This window comes from Williamsia sterculiae, assembly GCF_900156495.1.
Lineage (GTDB): Bacteria > Actinomycetota > Actinomycetes > Mycobacteriales > Mycobacteriaceae > Williamsia_B > Williamsia_B sterculiae.
In genome coordinates, this window is record NZ_FTNT01000002.1 from 182,422 (window position 1) to 198,044 (window position 15,623).

Sequence of the window (15,623 nt, forward strand, 5' to 3'; positions counted from 1 at the left end):
CACCACACCCCGCCGACGAAGGGCTCCCGCGCATGTCCACACCTCGGACCGGCCGACCGACCACCGCCGACCCCATCGCCACACTGCGCCGCCGGTCCAGTGAGAAGTGGGTCGCGTATCCGTCTGAGGTGTTGCCGATGTTCGTCGCCGAGACCGATTTTCCGCTGGCACCCGCCATCCGGGCGGCGCTGATCGAGGCGGTCGAGATCGGGGACACCGGCTACGTCGACTCGCACGACCGCGGCGCGGCGGCGGCGTTCGCCGCGTATGCTGCCGACACCTGGGGCTGGGCCGCCGACCCCGACCGGATGCGCTGTACCACCGACGTGAGCGTGGTGATCGTGGAGGCGTTGCGTCGACTGATCGAACCCGGTGACGGCGTGGTCGTCACCCCACCCGTCTATCCACCGTTCTTCGACTTCATCCCGGAGGCAGGTGGGAGGGTCGTCGAGGTCCCGCTCCGTGACGACGGTCGCGAGTTCTCCCTCGACCTGATTGGCATCGACGCCGCGCTGGCGGATGGTGCCCGCGCGGTGCTGCTGTGCAACCCGCACAACCCCGTCGGCACCGTGCATTCCCGCGAGACGCTCATCGAGCTGGCGCGTATCGTCGCCGCGCACGACGGGGTGGTCGTCAGCGATGAGATCCACGCCCCGCTCACACATCACGCCACCATCTTCACGCCGTATCTGAGTGTGTCGGACGCTGCGCGCGAACACGGTATTACTGCTGAGTCCGGTAGCAAGGCGTTCAATCTCGCGGGCCTGAAATGCGCGATGTTCGCCACGGCCTCCGACCGGATGACCCAGGTGATGCGGTCGATGCCCGAGGAGGTCACCGTCCGCACCGGGCTGTTCGGTGTCATCGCGACCCGTGCGGGTTTCGACGACAGTCGAGGCTGGTTGGACGACACCGTCACCGCGATCGAGGACAACGTCGCGGTGTTGGAACAGCAGCTCGCGACGAAGCTCCCGCAGGTCGTCCTGCGCCGTCCGGCGGCGAGTTATCTCGCGTGGTTGGACATGACCGCACTGGGATGGGGTGACGATCCCGCGGACCACGCGTTGCGCCATGCGAAGGTGGCCCTGGTCCGCGGACTCGACTTCGGCGAACCGGGACGGGGATTCGCAAGGATGAATATCGGCTGTGCTCCGGAGACGATCGTCGAGGCGGTGGATCGGTTGGCATCGGTGCGCTGATGATCGACCACCATCTGCACCGCGGGTGATCCCTCACCTGTGTTGGGGCGGTCCACACCGACCGCGACGCTGTTCGCTTCTCGCGGTTGTGGCGCCGGCGCACTCGGGTCTCGGACACGCTGAGGCCGCGCTCTCGGGTCGGTCCCGACCGACCCGTACCCGTGAGCTGACCGCGTGGCCGTGAGAAGCGGTGTCAGTCGATCGACCGACGTCGATGTCGGACAAGGAGGGTAGTTCTTGAGCGGGGTGTATCGAGAAGTATCGAAAGATGCTGTGAGATAACGCTATTAGTATCATGCACCGTTCGTCGATGTCGACGACGCGGCCGTGGCTGCAGCCAGGACCGAAGTCGTGGTGACCGTGCCGGTCGCAGATCGGAACACCGAGCGCCTGGGCTGGTCGGGCGCCGTCTCCGATCGGGCGGCAATGTTGGCTGCGGGGCACCGGCGTCGTAAACGGATTGTCCACCACGCCGACGGCGGCCCGGCGATCGTCGACAACGGGTGCCCGCTCTGTCGGTCGTGCCACACCGCGGTGCATCACCAGGGGTGGGAGGCGATCATCGGCCACGACCGACACCCCTGGCTCATCCCACCCGCAACGGTGGACCCACGACGCCGACCCCAACCCGCCCACACATGATGGGAACCGCCGCGTGAGCTGAGCCGTCACATCACCAGAAGGACCTCGAACCCCCGCGGCCGTACGAGCCGGACGCACAAGTACTTTGACAACTTCACAGTGTGTGATGTTCACAACGAGGGGCTCGGCCACGCCCGTAGCGGGGTGGGCGTGGCTCTAGCCGGCGCGAGTACCGTGCGTCCGATGGCCTACTTCACGCGACTCGGACCGGGTACGTTTCGTCCGTCGGTACACGTCGGTGGTGCGTGGAACACCGATGAGCAGCACATCGCGCCGGCATTGGGCTTGCTGGTCCACGCCGTCGAACAGGACCGTGATCGGCGACGTGACGATGGCCTGCTGATCGGACGATTGTCCTACGACATCCTGGGCACGGTGCCCATGGACGTCTGTGAAGTCGGCGTATCGGTGCTGCGAGCTGGCCGCACCATCGAATTGGTCGAGGCGGTGCTCCAGCACGGCGGGGGCGCGGCGGTGCGACTTCGGGCGTGGCTGATGCAGGACCATGACACCGACGCTCTGGTGGCTTCGGCGCTGCCGTCCATCGATCCACCCGATGCGATGGAGCAGTGGGATCCGACGTCGGTATGGCCGGGTGGCTTCATCGCATCGGCCGAAGTTCGCCGTTCGCAACGGGAACCGGGACGGGCCACGTTCTGGGTGCGACCGACGGTCCCGCTGGTCGAAGGGGAAGAGGTGAGCACGCTCGCGAGTGCGGCAGGGGTCTTCGACATCGCGAACGGCATGACGGTGCGGGCCGACCCGCGACGTGTCGCCTTCCCCAACATCGACCTCACCGCGCATCTGTTCGCCCAACCTGGCAGCGCCTGGGTCGGTTTCGACACAACGGTCTCGTTCGGCGCCGGTGGTTTCGGACTGACCAGCACCACGCTCCACGACCTGTACGGGCCCATCGGTACGCAGGCCCAGATCCTGAGTGTGCGGCCGTTGCCGCCCGCCTGACGTTGTCTGCAAGGCATTGGCCGGACACCGCCCGGGTCACGTCTCGCAGGCGATCCCGTCATCATCGTGGTCCAGGGCGGAACGATAACCCGGCTGTCCGGCGTAGATCGGTGCAGCGCCTGCGGCTCGAGCAGCCGTGCAGTTGGCGTAGTACACGGACGATCCACCGTTGTCGGCGACCGGCGGCGTCTGGGTGGGTGCGTACCGCTTCGTAGTCGGCGGCGGCGTGTACGGCGGGGTGGATGTGCGGCTGGTCGTCGTCGGTACGGGCGATGACGTGGACGGGGTGGTGTCCGGGGCGGTGCCGCCGCATCCGGTCAGCACTCGGGTCATCGCCTCCTTCTCGGCCGGAGTCACCCACAGCGAGTACGCGGCCTTCACGTCGATCTGACGGGACACGTAGGTGCAGCGGTAGGCCGTGTTCGGCGGTAGCCAGGTGGCGGCGTCACCGTCACCTTTCTGCTCGTTCGTGGGTCCGTCCGTCGCCTGCAGGTTGATCGGATCGTTGGCGAGCGCCTGGCGCTGCTGCGTCGAGATCTGCTGCGCACCCTTCTGCCAGGCGTCCGACAACGCGACCACGTGATCGATCTGTACCGCAGACGATGTGGTCTCGCCCCGTGCGAACGAGATACTCGTGTCGGTGTATGGATCGGCGAGGGTTCCCGTCAGCACTGTGCACCCGTGCGTCCCCGCATTCAGTGTGACATCGGTGAGATCGCGACGAAGGATGTCGTTGCGGGTGTCGCAGCCGTTGTGACCCGACTCCACATCGACGTCATCGGTCCAGGACGGGCCGAACTGCGCTCGGCTGTAACCGGTCTTGGGTGCGCGACCCTTCACCGCCAACGTGTCCAACATGGCCAGAGCGGCGTCGGCTGGACCGGGCGCTTCCACGGTCCGCGCGACGGGTGCCACGGCCAACGCTGTCTCGGACGGCGTTGCAGCGGCGGTCGCGTCACGGGTGACGCTGACGGCCGGGCTGGTGGCAGACGCGAGCGCGGTCCTGGTGCTGGTATCGGGCGTGGTGTGCTCGGGCATCGCCAGGACGGCGACGGCGCCCGCGATGAGCGTGGCACCCGCGACGTACGGCCATTTCCTGCGTGTTCGACGGGGTGGGGTGCCGGGAGGTCCGGAAGGGCGTTCGAACTCGAAACCGGAGAGGTCGGGTGATGGATACGACACGTGAGTCTCTGAGCTCCCTCATGATGTGGTCGGCGGCACGGTCACGCACCGTCACATGTATACGTGGCGCGGATCACGGTGTTACAGGGGGAACCACCCGAACTCCCCGAACGTCGGCGATGACCGCTGCCACAACGGCGCCGACGGCGTCGCCGCTGGATTATCGTGATCTGTTCATCGACTGTTCCGTCGCCGATCGATGCCCGGTCATCGGTCACCGGCAACACTGACGAGTGCGTATCGTGCAACTGGCGAATTTCTACGGCTCCCGGTCCGGTGGTCTGCGTACGGCGATCGATCGCTGGGGTGCCGGTTACGTGGCCGCGGGCCACGAGGTGGTGTTGGTGGTCCCCGGGTCGGGGTCCACCCACGGGACACTCGCGAGCGGTGTCGACCTGATCACCGTTCCCGCACCGCTGTTGCCTGCGACCGGCGGCTACCGGGTCATCCCACCAGGTCGGGTGACCGACGTACTCGCCGGCCTACGACCCGACGCGGTCGAGGTCTCCGACCGGATCACCCTGCGCACCATCGGTCGTTGGGCGCGTGAACACGACGTGCACTCGACGATGGTGTCGCACGAACGGTTGGATCGGCTGCTCGGGATGGCCATGCCGGTCCCGGCCGCCCGCCGGCTCGCCGATGTCGCCAACGCCGACACCGCGGCCACCTTCGACACGGTGGTGTGCACCACCGCCTTCGCCGCGGTGGAGTTCACGCGGGTGGGCGCGCAGAACCTACGCAGGGCCCCGCTCGGTGTCGACCTCGCGATGTTCGCACCCGAACACGCCGACCCCGGACGGTTCCGCGCGGCCGGCGAGATCCTGATGGTCCACTGCGGTCGGCTGTCGGTCGAGAAGCGTTCGGGCCGCAGTGTTGCCGCGCTGCGACGGTTGCGCCGGTCGGGTGCACCGGTGCGACTGGTCATCGCGGGTGACGGCCCCCGACGCCCAGCCCTGGAGCGAGCCGCCCGCGGTCTGCCGGTCACCTTCCTGGGTCATGTCCCCGACCGCCGGACGATCGCGTCGCTGTTGGCCACCGCCGACGTGAGTATGGCTCCCGGACCGCATGAGACTTTCTGTCTGTCGGCATTGGAGTCGCTGGCATCCGGGACTCCTGTGGTCGGTTCTCGGACCTCGGCGGTGGGAGGGGTCATCGGCGACGAAGGCGGCACCGTGGCCGACAACGACGACGCCCAGTTCGCCGCGGCGGTGTCGCGGGTGCTCGACGTCCCGCGCGCATCGCGGGAGACCGCCGCGAGGAGTCGCGCGGCGCGATACTCGTGGTCGGCCTCGGTGGACACGATGATCGACGTACACGCCGGAGCGGCCGGCTGACCCGATCAGCCGACGGGTTCCAGGGCCGGCGCGGGTGCCCGACGCACCCGTCCACGCACCGCCACGGTCGCACAACCGATCACCGCGGCGGCGCCCACCGCCAGCGCGACGGTGAGGTGTTCGCCGAGGATCAGCGTCGACCAGATCACGGTCAGCACCGGTTGGACCAGCTGTGTCTGGCCGACGGTGGTGATCGGTCCGAGAGCGAGACCGCGGTACCAGGCGAAGAACCCCAGGAACGCGCTCACCACACACAGGTAGCCGAAAGCCGACCACTGCCCGACGGTCGCATGCGGGGGATGGGCGAGGTATGCGACGCCACTGATCGTGGCCATCAACGGGGATGACAGCACCAGCGCCCAACTGACCGTCTGCCAGGCCCCGATGTCGCGCGCGACCAACGCGCCCTGGGCATAACCGACCGCCCCGAGTGCGACCGCGCCCAGCAGATACAGATCACCGAATCCCGGCGTCACCGCGCGACCGTGGCCGAACACCGCGAACAGCACCACCGCGATCGCACCGCCGCAGGCGCCGATCCAGAACATCCGCCCGGGCCGTTCCCTGGTGAGGACCACCGCGACCACCGCGGTACCGGCGGGCAACAACCCGATGGTCACCGCCGAATGCGCGGAGTCGGTGTGCTGCAGGGCCAACGAGGTGAGCACCGGGAACCCGACCACCACACCAGCGGCCACGGGGATCAGTCGCAGAGCATCGCGCCGAGACGGACGTGGCACACGACAGGCGGCCAACGCCACGGCCGCCAGCACCGCGGCCACCACCGCTCGGCCGCAGCCCACGATCCACGGGTCGATCCCGTGCACGGCGATGCGCGTGAACGGCACGGTAAACGAGAACGCCGATACTCCCACGAAGCCCCAGCCGATGCCGGAGCCCGATAGCGAATGCGCCAGTGGACCGGTAGCGCTATTGTCTGAACTCATGTCCGACGATAGCAGTGCGCGCATTGCGAGTCACCTGCGTTCCCTGGTCGCCACCGCTCCACCCGGTACCCGGTTGCCGTCCACGCGTTCGCTGGCAACCGACTTCGGCGCGGGTCCGGTCACCGTGCAACGTGCGGTGACGCAGGTGGTGGCCGAGGGGCTGATCGAGACGCGACCAGGCTTGGGCACTTTTGTCCGCACCCGCGACGCGGTGGCCGCACCCGTCGACGTTGGTTGGCAGACAACGGCTCTGGGTCCATGGCGCGCATCGGGTGTGCGGATCGGCACCACACTGCGCCAGGTCACGCCCGACACCATCGCCCTGCACGGGGGGTACCCCGGACCCGACCTGATGCCGATGCGCGAGGTTCGGGCCGCCGTGTCGCGAGCGGCCAAGAACGCGGACGCATTCGTACGACCTCCGGTGGCGGGTGTGCCCGAACTGCGGCAGTGGTTCGTCACCGACCTGGGCGCCGACGGCTGGTTCGACGCCGACACGCTGATCACCTCCGGAGGCCAGGCCGCGTTGTCGGCCACCTTCCGGGCACTCGCCGCGGCGGGGGACACGATCGTGATGGAATCACCGACCTACTGGGGTGCGATCGCCGCTGCCCGGCAGGCCGGGCTCGTCATCGCACCCATCACCCGGACCGACGGTGCCCCTGCGGCCGTCGATCTCGACCACACCCTGGCTGCCACCGGGGCGCGGTTGGTCTACGTGCAGCCGAACTTCGCCAACCCGACCGGCGATGTGTGGTCCACGCGGCAGCGAACGGAGGTGCTCGAGGTGGCCACAGCACACGGCGCCTTCGTGGTGGAGGACGACTGGGCGCATGACCTCGGCATCGACAGCCATCCGCTACCGCTGGCCGCGGCCGACTCCGGCGGACATGTCGTCTACATCCGGTCGCTGACCAAGAGTCTGTCGTTGACGCTGCGGGTGGCGGCCGTGCTGGCGCGGGGTCCGGCGCGGCGGCGGATCGAGGAGGCGTTGGCCGTCTCCGACCTGTACGTCTCGCCGCTGTTGCAGACCGCGACGCTCGATGTGGTGAGCCGACCCGGATGGCGGACTCATCTGCAACGGCTGCAACGGGATCTGCGTATCCGGCGTGATGCGTTGCTCGCCGCGCTGGCGGCGGAGGCACCGATGATCCGGGTGACGGCCACACCGCCCGGAGGGCTCAATCTGTGGGCTCAGCTACCCGAACGTCATCCCGACGGTCGGATGACCGACCCGGACGTGGTGACCGCACAGGCGCTGGCGGCCGGGGTCTCGATATCGGCCGGGTCCGAATGGTTTCCGGCAGAACCCACCGGTCCGCACATCCGACTCAACTTCGGTGCGGCCGGCCCGGACCGGTATCCCGAGGCAGCGCGAACCCTGGCCGAGGTGCTCGCGCGCTGATCCTCGTCATCCGCCGGTGAGCAACCCGAACGTGCTGCCGAGTGCGACCAGGAACAACACCAGCAAGAACCACATGGCGCCCTGCCACACCTGCCAGGCGCGCCCCTGCTGGTAGGCGCGGTAGGCGCGCAACCCTGCGCCCAGCGCCCCACCGAGGATCGCCAGCGGCCCGACGACACCGAAGATGGTGCGGATCCACCCGACCGACACGGCACCGGCCACCAACACGATCACCGCGGCGACCACCACGATCCCGGCGTACCTCGCGGCCACCGGGAACTCGGGACCCTCGAACCCGGTCATCGCCCACCTCTCGTTCGCGCTCGTCGTTCGCTGTTGTCGCTTCCCACGTTCACCCCCATGTCAGACGCCGTCAACCCGGTTCCGCAGCGTGACCGATCCGACCGAAGGTGTGGCCGAACAGATAGCACCCGACCATTGACCGACGGCACGGGCGAGCGAAACGTGGAAGGTGATGAGCGACCTCGACGGGGTCGCCGGACAGAGAGGACGCCGAGATGAACACAGCGGTCGTCGTGGCCGTCGACGGTTCCGAATCCGCGAACGAGGCGGTGCGCTGGGCAGCGCAGACAGCCGGACGCGAGAAGCGCCCGCTGACCGTGGTCAGCACGTTCCGCACCGAGCCGAGTGAGTTCGCGCCCGGGTTGGCGATCCCGCAGGACGTCGTCGACGCGGTGCGCCGCGAAGCCGCCGACGTGGTTGCCACCGCCACACAGTTGGCCCGTGAGACGGTCTCCGACCTCGACGTGACCGGCGAGACCTACGAGGGTCGCCCGACCACTGTGTTGCGCGAGTTGTCTCGATCCGCTCATCTCGTGGTGGTCGGGACACGCGGACTGGGCGGGGTGAGAAGCGTGCTCCTCGGCTCGGTGAGCACCGACGTCGCCGCACACTCCCACTGTCCGGTCGTCGTGGTCGCCGGGGCGGGAACGCCCGGAGGCCCGGTGGTCGTCGGAGTGGACGGTTCGGCGGTCAGCCAGACCGCGGTGGCGGAGGCGTTCGACCACGCGGATCAACTCGGCGTGCCGCTGATCGCGGTGCACACATACTCCGACCTGGCCATCGACGCCATGTACGGCTATGGCGTCGACGAGCAGCGCGCCCAGCGGATGTCGGTGGAGGCCGAGGAGGCACTGGCTGAACAGCTTGCGGGTTTCGGTGAGAAGCACCCCGATGTGCGGGTCCACAGGATCGTTGCCCCGGACGGGCCCGCCGACCGCCTGCTCGATGCCGCCCGCGATGCTCAGCTGATCGTGCTCGGTACCCGCGGACGAGGTGGCTTCCGCGGTCTGTTGCTGGGATCGACCAGTCAGGCGGTGCTGCACGGGGCGCGGTGTCCGGTGTTGGTGGCCCGCTCCGACACCGACGTCGAGACGAACGTTTGACACCGAACTGATCAAAACGCCGAAGTCGGTGGACCGCGGCCGGGTCGCAACCTATCTTCGTGAATTGTGCAGGTCATTTTCCGACGCATCGCGCTGGACCGTCATGTCACCGAGATCCGACTCGGCGGTCCGGCGGAGAGACGTGTCGAACTGTCCACCGTCGTCGTCGGCGGTCCGGTCGATGACGACCTCGAACAGTTGCTGCCGGGCGACATGCTGCAACTGATCGTCGAGATGAACTGGTCCCTGGGGGACGGCGTCTACGGTGCGGTTGCGTTCGGTCGCGATCCGCGCACCGAACGACCCCTCGATCGGGCCTTCCGATCACACACCGCCCCGACGTCGCGGTCCGGCCGGACGGTACGTCACGTGGGCGGTCGGGATCTGGCACGTTCGTTGCAACTGGTCGACATCATCGACACCCGTTGGCGCCAGAGGCATGCCGGACATCTCCCGGTCTTGTACTCCGACGACGTCCTGGAGGCCGGGGGAGCGACCGAAAACGAGATCCAGACGTGCCTGCGGGCGGCTGATCTGGCCGCTGCGCGATGGCGCGAGGCCGGCGTCGGCGGCACGGTGAGCTATCACTGGCCCGCGCTGATTGCCTGACCTCGTGCCGTCAGACCCGGTCCGCGGCACCCTCGAGTTCACTGACCACCAATCGGCGCATGCCGAGCATCGCCTGCATGGTGCGGTTGGCGCGCTCGCGGTCGGGATCGGACAGCAGTTCCATCAACCGGCGAGGGACCACCTGCCAGCTCAGCCCGAAGCGATCCTTGAGCCACCCGCACTGTGACTCCACGCCGCCGTCGAGCAGTGCGTACCAGTAGTGGTCCACCTCGTCCTGGTCGGCACAGTCGAGCCGGAACGACACGGCTTCCGTGAACGGGAATTGTGGCCCGCCGTTGATCGCGTTGAACCGCGCACCGAGCAGTTCGAAGTCCGCGGCGAGCACGCTGCCCGGTTCACCACCTGGACTGTCCTCGGTATGACGGTGTACTTGGTGGACCGTGGTGTCGGGGAAGACGGACCGGTAGAAGTCGATCGCGTCTTCGAGGTCGTTGTCGAACCACAGGCTCGGGGTGATGGTCGCCATGATGTCTCCTGCCGTCGGTGATCGGTCACCGGTATGGACCGTCGATGGCGGGAGAAGTCATCGGTGCCGACTGCGATCAGCCGCTGGCGGGTCCCCCCGGAGCGGGTCGATCCTGCCGACGACGCAGCAGACGCCGCACCGAGAACTCGTGATTATCCGGATCGTAGGTACGGAACGGAATCCACATCACGAAGTAGAAAGGCAGGGCCACCAGCAACATCTGCGCGATCGCCTGTCCTCGCTCAGTGGGCCGACCGTGGAGTGCGAAGGTGCGTTGGTCGCGCAGGCAGTACCGCAGATACGACGTGGGTGAACTCAGATAGCGTCGCCCGGAGATGGTGGCTTCGGCGTCGGGCATCAACCCCATCGGCACGCCCTCCTCGTGCAGAGTGAGGGTCAGATCGAGGTCCTCGAAGATGTCGGTGCGATGAGAGCGGCTCTGGCGCACTTTGTTCCAGGCGTCTCTGGTGATGGCCATGTTCGAGCCGAACAGTCGGGTGGCGTCGGCACCACGCCGGTCGCCCCCGGCCAGCGCGGCGCGGGCGTTTTCGGTCAGTCGTCTCTTGGTGCCACTGAACCGGTCCTGGAACGGGAGATCGTGACATGAGCACAGCCCTGTGGCGGCGCCGTAGTGTTTGCCGTGTTGGGCAAAGAAGTGAATCACGCTCTCCGCCCAACCGGGCGGTACGTGCGAATCCGCATCGATACGGGCCAGCACGTCGCCGGTGGCCGCATCGAGACCCGCCGAACGTGCATTGATCACTCCTTGCTCCTCGACTCGGAGAAGTCGCACCCGTTCATCTCGTAGGGCGATCTCCTCGACGATGAGCACGGTCTCGTCGGTGGAGTTGTTGTCTGCCACCACGATCTCGTCCACGGGTCGAGTCTGGGTGAGCAGATTTTCGAGACAGCTCCGGATGTCTTCGGCCTCGTTGTAGGCGGGCACCACCACCGAAAGCGTGAGATCGGACATAAAAGAACGACAACACACCCCACACGCGTCCGCAAATCGGTCCACGTGAGGTCAGACCGTCGCATCCGCCGATCGGCCGGTGCTGCGGTGCCCGAGGGTCGCGACATCGACGATCAGCAGGCTCATCGCCACCGCGACCACCCCGAACACCGGACCCGAACCGTGGTCATCGAGCACCGGCAGCAGCAGGAACGGCAGCAATCCGGTCGCCAGCTTCGACAGCGAGTACGCCGCACCGGCGGCCGTCCCCCGCAAGCCGGTGGGATACGAGTCGGCGAGATAGACGTGGTACGCGTTGGAGAACAGATTGCTCACCATCGTGTACAGCACCCCGGCGACCACGATGGAGACCGCGTCGCCGGCCAATCCGAACCACAGCCCGAACGCCGCCATCGCCGCCGCGGACCCCATCACCAGGTACTTGCGTTCCACCCGTTCGACGATCGGGATGGCCAGCAACGACCCGACCGGGTAACCGACATAGGTCGCCGCGAGGAACCCCAGCGAGGTGACCAGGTCGAACCCCTTGGCATGCAGCACCAGTGGTGCCAACGTCCCGAACCCGTAATAACCGAACACCTCCAGTACCGACAAAATCCACAACATCACCGTGCGCCTGCGGAACGGGGTGTGGAACAGGGTGGCAGGCGAGAAGGTGCTCGCCGGGATGACCCGCAGCTCAGGATCGGGGTCGGCGAGGGTGTGGCCCGCCGCCAGCGCATGTTCCTCGAACCGGCGGCAGATGGTGTCGGCCTCCTCCTGTCGGCCCTGTGTCTCCAACCAGCGTGGCGACTCCGGCAGACCTCGTCGCACCACCCAGATGACGAATGACCCGATCCCGCCGAGCAGGAACAACCATCGCCACCCGTCGAAACCCAGTGGTTGCAGCGGTACCAACCAGTGCGCCAACAACCCGACCGTCGGCACCCCGAGGAAGGCGACGGTGTACGCCCAGGAGATGAACTTGCCGCGTGCGTGTTTGGGCAGCAGGTCGGAGAGATAGGAGTCGGCGAGCGCGAACTCCGCACCGATCCCGACACCCGCGATGAAACGGGTGATGATCAGCACGGTGGCGTTGGGACTGAACGCACCGAGCACCGAGAACAGCGAGTAGATGGCCAGGTTGATCATGAACGCACGACGTCGGCCGACCCGGTCGGCGAACCGCCCCATCACCAGCGCACCGAGGAACTGGCCCAGGAACGCCGAACCCAGCAGCAGATTCAGTCCCGTCCGCGACAGGTCGAGCTCATTCTTCAGCACCGAGGAGATGGTGGCGGCGAGGAAGTTCTCGTACAGATCGAAGAACAGTCCGAGGCCGATGACTGCGGTGGCCACCCAGTGCAGCCGTACGACCGGGAGCCGGTCGAGTCGGGCCGCGACACTGACCGGTGATGCGACGGGCGCGGGGTCGTTCATCCGGCCGACTATAGGTGGGTTGCGATTGGCGTGATCCGGCGCGTGGTCACCCGTCGCACGAAAACTGCGGGAGAATCGACTTTCCCGCTCTTTCGATGATCTGCCGCAGATGCATCATCGGGAACACACGAAAACTGCGGGAAATCGGTCTTCCCGCAGTTTTCGTGGAGCGAGCCAGGCGTCAGTTACCGCCCTCCGACAGGGTGACCGTGGTGGGCGCGAAACCGGCGCCCACCAGGTCGACACCTTGCTTCTTCAGCAGATCCTGGGCCGCGGTCACATAGGTGCCGGTCGTGGCATCGGCGTCGGGGGCCTTGGTCAGGACGGTCTTGCCGTCCTGGTTCTTGGTGCCGGTGGCGATGGCCACGGTCTGGTCGAAGGAAGACTTGTCGATGGTGCCGATTCCCGCGGACGGCGACGGCCAGATCAGTTTGTTCACCTCGTTGATCTGCCACAGTTGGTGACTGGCTCCCAGTTTGGATCCGGCCTTGACCGTCACGTCCCGACACTCGGTCAGATGATCGCGGCAGTAGACCCAGCCCTTCAGTGACGCGGCGACGAACTTGGTCGTCTGATCCTGGTACGCCTTGTCGCTCGCGAGCTTGTCACTGTTGGCCCAGAGCGCATCCTGCAGCATCCCCACACCGGCGTCCTGCCACTTGATGACATTGAAGTCGGCCGGTTGGTACAGCTGACCGGTGGCCGGGTTCTTCGCCTCCAGCACCTGCGCGTACTCGTTGTAGGTCATCGCCTGTGCGGCATCGATGTCGCCGTTGAGCAAGGCGTTCATGTCGAACTGTTGCTGCACCAGGGAGATGTCACCACCGGGGTTCACCCCGGCCCTGGTCATGCCCGCGAACAGCTCGAACTCGTTGCCGAACCCCCAGCTACCGATCTTCCTGCCCTTGAACTGCGCCGCGTCGGTGATGTTCTTGTCCTTGAACGACACCTGCGTGGTGCCGGACCGCTGGAAGACCTGGGCTATCTCGGTGATCTTGGCTCCCTGCTCGCGAGACTGCAGGGCCTTGGGGACCCAGGCGACGGCGTAGTCGGCCTGCCCCTGGGCGAGCACCGTCTGCGGCACGATGTCGGTGCCGCCGTCCTTCAGGGTGACGTCGAGCCCCTGCTCATTGTAGAACCCCTTGTCGACCGCGGCGATGTACCCGGCGAACTGCCCCTGCTTGAACCATTGCAACTGCAGGGTCACCTTGCCGCCGCTCGCCCCACCACCGCTGTCGGTCGTGGTGGTGCATGCCGTGGCGGTGGCGAGCGCTGCGGCCACCGCGAGCCCGACCACCGCGGCACGCCGGACCTTGCGGGTGTTCCCGTTGCCCATACCTCTGATACCTCTCATGCGAACCTCTCTGGGGTGATGGCGGACGTCGGGGTGTCCGCACGTGTGACGAGTCGCCGGCAAACCGTGTCGTTCATCGCGAGGGCCGGTGGGGTGCCACCACCGTCTCGAGGACCACCACGGCGACGAAGAACACCAGACCGAGCACGATCGAGGCGACCACGTAGCTCCACGCCGACGCGTAGTCGGTCGCGGCCGCCGCCGAGGTGATCCGGTAGCCCAACCCGTTCTGCAGGCCGCCGAAGTATTCGGCGACGATCTCGGCGATGACGGCGTTGGGGGCGGCGATGCGTAGGCCGGTGAACACGAAGCCGAGCGCTGCGGGTATGCGCACGGTCCGGGTCTCGGCCCACTTGCCGATTGCGTAGGACCGCATCAGATCCGCGTGGACGGCGGAGATGTCGCGAAGCCCGCGTGCGGCACTGACATAGATCGGGAAGAAGACGATCAGGGCGACGGTGAGAATCCGGGGCATCTCCTGGGTGGCGGAGTACATGCCGTAGAAGACCGGAGCGGTGGCGACGATGGGGATCGCGGCGGCCGCGGTCGCGAGGGGACCGAGGAGTTCGTCGAACGGGCGGATCCACACCGCGAGCATGGCGGCGGCGAGACCGGTGAGGATGCCGACGAGCAGACCGATCAGCGCGTTCCGCCCGGTGACCAGGGTCGAGTCGACCATGACCGAGACGTTGTCACCCGCCGCGGCCAGGATCGCCGACGGTGCGGGCAACAGGAAGGTCGGGATCCCGCCGACACGGCACAACAGTTGCCAGAGCAGCACCAGACCGACGCCGAAGGCGATGGGTGGCAACCAGGTTCGCGCCGACGGAGTCCTGCGGCGAGACGAGTCGGCAGGTGCCCGCGGGGCTGCGGTGGTGGCCGGGTCGATGACGGTCATACCGGGGACCCCTGGCTGCGCAGGGCCTCCCGGACCCGGGTGATGGCGGTGAAGAACTCGGGACTCTCCCGGGTGTCGGGCAGGTCCCTGAGGGTGGAGTCGATGTCGACGATCTCGGTGATCCTCCCCGGACGTGGGCTCATGACCACCACGCGATCGGACAGGTACACCGCCTCGCCGATGGAGTGGGTGACGAACACCACCGCGGCACCCGTCTCCGACACGATGTTCAGGAGTTCGGTCTGCATCTTCTCGCGCGTCATCTCGTCGAGCGCGCCGAACGGCTCGTCCATCAGCAACAACTTCGGTCGAGGGGCCAACGCGCGGGCGATGGCCACCCGCTGCTGCATACCCCCCGACAACTCCGCCGGTCGATGGTCGGCGAAGTCGCGCAGTCCGATCATGTCCAGCAATTCGTCGCCGCGGGACCGACGCTCGGCCTTGGGGACCCGGTGCAACTGCAACGGCAGTTCGATGTTCTGGCGCACCGTGCGCCAGTCCAACAGCCCCGCCTGCTGGAAGGCGATCCCGTAGCCCTGATCCCTGCGGGCCGCGGCAGCGGGTTTGCCGCGCACCGTGACCGACCCCGCGCTGGGTGGTTCGAGGTCGGCGATCAACCGCAACAACGTCGACTTCCCGCATCCCGACGGTCCGATGAGCGAGACGAACTCGCCATCGGCGATGCTCAACGAGACATCCTGCAGCGCCAGGGTGTTGGGGTACTCCTTGGCCACGTCACGCAGGTCCACCACAGCACCGGTCTGCTCGGAACGGGTCATCGTCGTCGCTCTCCGTCTCGCAT

At 67.2% G+C, this 15,623-nt stretch carries 16 protein-coding genes; 7 read left to right on the forward strand and 9 right to left on the reverse strand.

What is annotated here, in order from left to right:
- Positions 1 to 32: 32 nt before the first annotated feature.
- The 3 genes from BW971_RS03670 (at position 33) to BW971_RS03680 (ending at position 2,804) form a co-directional block, all read left to right on the forward strand.
- Positions 33 to 1,199, forward strand: a complete 1,167-nt coding sequence (locus BW971_RS03670; RefSeq protein WP_076476691.1) for a MalY/PatB family protein — start codon at positions 33 to 35, stop codon at positions 1,197 to 1,199.
- Positions 1,200 to 1,625: 426 nt separating this feature from the next.
- Positions 1,626 to 1,841, forward strand: coding sequence for an HNH endonuclease (locus tag BW971_RS22130; protein WP_327200577.1), 216 nt, complete (start codon positions 1,626 to 1,628; stop codon positions 1,839 to 1,841).
- Positions 1,842 to 2,024: 183 nt separating this feature from the next.
- Complete coding sequence (locus BW971_RS03680; protein WP_076476695.1) at positions 2,025 to 2,804, forward strand: thioesterase family protein; 780 nt, start codon at positions 2,025 to 2,027, stop codon at positions 2,802 to 2,804.
- Positions 2,805 to 2,840: 36 nt separating this feature from the next.
- Here the strand turns inward: BW971_RS03680 and BW971_RS03685 are convergent, their stop codons facing one another.
- Positions 2,841 to 3,986, reverse strand: coding sequence for a GmrSD restriction endonuclease domain-containing protein (locus BW971_RS03685; protein ID WP_076476697.1), 1,146 nt, complete (start codon positions 3,984 to 3,986; stop codon positions 2,841 to 2,843).
- A gap of 233 nt (positions 3,987 to 4,219) precedes the next feature.
- Between BW971_RS03685 and BW971_RS03690 the strand changes: the two genes are divergently transcribed.
- On the forward strand, positions 4,220 to 5,323 hold the full coding sequence (locus BW971_RS03690; protein ID WP_076476699.1) for a glycosyltransferase: 1,104 nt from the start codon (positions 4,220 to 4,222) through the stop codon (positions 5,321 to 5,323).
- 5 nt (positions 5,324 to 5,328) lie between these two features.
- On the opposite strand, the gene BW971_RS03695 is transcribed toward BW971_RS03690, so the two are convergent.
- Positions 5,329 to 6,270 carry a DMT family transporter gene (locus BW971_RS03695; RefSeq protein ID WP_076476701.1) on the reverse strand — a complete coding sequence of 314 codons (942 nt, stop codon included), beginning with the start codon at positions 6,268 to 6,270 and terminating at the stop codon, positions 5,329 to 5,331.
- On the opposite strand from BW971_RS03695, the gene BW971_RS03700 reads away from it, so the two are divergent.
- Positions 6,269 to 7,675, forward strand: coding sequence for an aminotransferase-like domain-containing protein (locus BW971_RS03700; protein WP_076476703.1), 1,407 nt, complete (start codon positions 6,269 to 6,271; stop codon positions 7,673 to 7,675). The genes BW971_RS03695 and BW971_RS03700 overlap by 2 nt on opposite strands.
- Before the next feature lie 6 nt (positions 7,676 to 7,681).
- On the opposite strand, the gene BW971_RS03705 is transcribed toward BW971_RS03700, so the two are convergent.
- Entirely contained in the window at positions 7,682 to 7,978 is a 297-nt protein-coding gene (locus BW971_RS03705) for a hypothetical protein (protein WP_083709250.1), read from the reverse strand.
- 215 nt (positions 7,979 to 8,193) lie between these two features.
- On the opposite strand from BW971_RS03705, the gene BW971_RS03710 reads away from it, so the two are divergent.
- Positions 8,194 to 9,081, forward strand: a complete 888-nt coding sequence (locus BW971_RS03710) for a universal stress protein (RefSeq protein ID WP_076476705.1) — start codon at positions 8,194 to 8,196, stop codon at positions 9,079 to 9,081.
- A gap of 66 nt (positions 9,082 to 9,147) precedes the next feature.
- Positions 9,148 to 9,690: a hypothetical protein gene (locus BW971_RS03715; RefSeq protein ID WP_076476707.1), complete on the forward strand. Its 543-nt coding sequence runs from the start codon at positions 9,148 to 9,150 to the stop codon at positions 9,688 to 9,690.
- 10 nt (positions 9,691 to 9,700) lie between these two features.
- Here the strand turns inward: BW971_RS03715 and BW971_RS03720 are convergent, their stop codons facing one another.
- The 6 genes from BW971_RS03720 to BW971_RS03745 form a co-directional block, all read right to left on the reverse strand.
- Complete coding sequence (locus BW971_RS03720; protein WP_076476709.1) at positions 9,701 to 10,177, reverse strand: VOC family protein; 477 nt, start codon at positions 10,175 to 10,177, stop codon at positions 9,701 to 9,703.
- A 76-nt stretch (positions 10,178 to 10,253) separates the two neighbouring features.
- The gene (locus BW971_RS03725; RefSeq protein WP_076476711.1) at positions 10,254 to 11,150 is read right to left on the reverse strand and encodes a glycosyltransferase family 2 protein; all 897 of its coding nucleotides are present in this window, start codon (positions 11,148 to 11,150) and stop codon (positions 10,254 to 10,256) included.
- 51 nt (positions 11,151 to 11,201) lie between these two features.
- Positions 11,202 to 12,569, reverse strand: a complete 1,368-nt coding sequence (locus BW971_RS03730) for an MFS transporter (protein WP_076476713.1) — start codon at positions 12,567 to 12,569, stop codon at positions 11,202 to 11,204.
- A 181-nt stretch (positions 12,570 to 12,750) separates the two neighbouring features.
- Positions 12,751 to 13,923, reverse strand: coding sequence for an ABC transporter substrate-binding protein (locus BW971_RS03735; RefSeq protein WP_234974219.1), 1,173 nt, complete (start codon positions 13,921 to 13,923; stop codon positions 12,751 to 12,753).
- A gap of 73 nt (positions 13,924 to 13,996) precedes the next feature.
- The gene (locus BW971_RS03740; protein WP_083709251.1) at positions 13,997 to 14,821 is read right to left on the reverse strand and encodes an ABC transporter permease; all 825 of its coding nucleotides are present in this window, start codon (positions 14,819 to 14,821) and stop codon (positions 13,997 to 13,999) included.
- Positions 14,818 to 15,600 (reverse strand): ABC transporter ATP-binding protein, encoded by a 783-nt coding sequence (locus BW971_RS03745; protein WP_083709252.1) that lies wholly within the window; start codon positions 15,598 to 15,600, stop codon positions 14,818 to 14,820. Before BW971_RS03745 ends, BW971_RS03740 begins: the two co-directional genes overlap by 4 nt.
- Between the last annotated feature and the right edge of the window lie 23 nt (positions 15,601 to 15,623).

What these genes read in the sequence shown, in the direction of transcription:
- BW971_RS03670 (WP_076476691.1), top strand. Translation starts at nt 33, where the DNA reads ATGTCCACACCTCGGACCGGCCGACCGACCACCGCCGACCCCATCGCC.
- BW971_RS22130 (WP_327200577.1), top strand. Translation starts at nt 1,626, where the DNA reads ATGTTGGCTGCGGGGCACCGGCGTCGTAAACGGATTGTCCACCACGCC.
- BW971_RS03680 (WP_076476695.1), top strand. Translation starts at nt 2,025, where the DNA reads ATGGCCTACTTCACGCGACTCGGACCGGGTACGTTTCGTCCGTCGGTA.
- BW971_RS03700 (WP_076476703.1), top strand. Translation starts at nt 6,269, where the DNA reads ATGTCCGACGATAGCAGTGCGCGCATTGCGAGTCACCTGCGTTCCCTG.
- BW971_RS03695 (WP_076476701.1), bottom strand. Translation starts at nt 6,270, where the DNA reads ATGAGTTCAGACAATAGCGCTACCGGTCCACTGGCGCATTCGCTATCG.
- BW971_RS03705 (WP_083709250.1), bottom strand. Translation starts at nt 7,978, where the DNA reads ATGACCGGGTTCGAGGGTCCCGAGTTCCCGGTGGCCGCGAGGTACGCC.
- BW971_RS03710 (WP_076476705.1), top strand. Translation starts at nt 8,194, where the DNA reads ATGAACACAGCGGTCGTCGTGGCCGTCGACGGTTCCGAATCCGCGAAC.
- BW971_RS03720 (WP_076476709.1), bottom strand. Translation starts at nt 10,177, where the DNA reads ATGGCGACCATCACCCCGAGCCTGTGGTTCGACAACGACCTCGAAGAC.
- BW971_RS03725 (WP_076476711.1), bottom strand. Translation starts at nt 11,150, where the DNA reads ATGTCCGATCTCACGCTTTCGGTGGTGGTGCCCGCCTACAACGAGGCC.
- BW971_RS03730 (WP_076476713.1), bottom strand. Translation starts at nt 12,569, where the DNA reads ATGAACGACCCCGCGCCCGTCGCATCACCGGTCAGTGTCGCGGCCCGA.
- BW971_RS03735 (WP_234974219.1), bottom strand. Translation starts at nt 13,923, where the DNA reads ATGAGAGGTATCAGAGGTATGGGCAACGGGAACACCCGCAAGGTCCGG.
- BW971_RS03740 (WP_083709251.1), bottom strand. Translation starts at nt 14,821, where the DNA reads ATGACCGTCATCGACCCGGCCACCACCGCAGCCCCGCGGGCACCTGCC.
- BW971_RS03745 (WP_083709252.1), bottom strand. Translation starts at nt 15,600, where the DNA reads ATGACCCGTTCCGAGCAGACCGGTGCTGTGGTGGACCTGCGTGACGTG.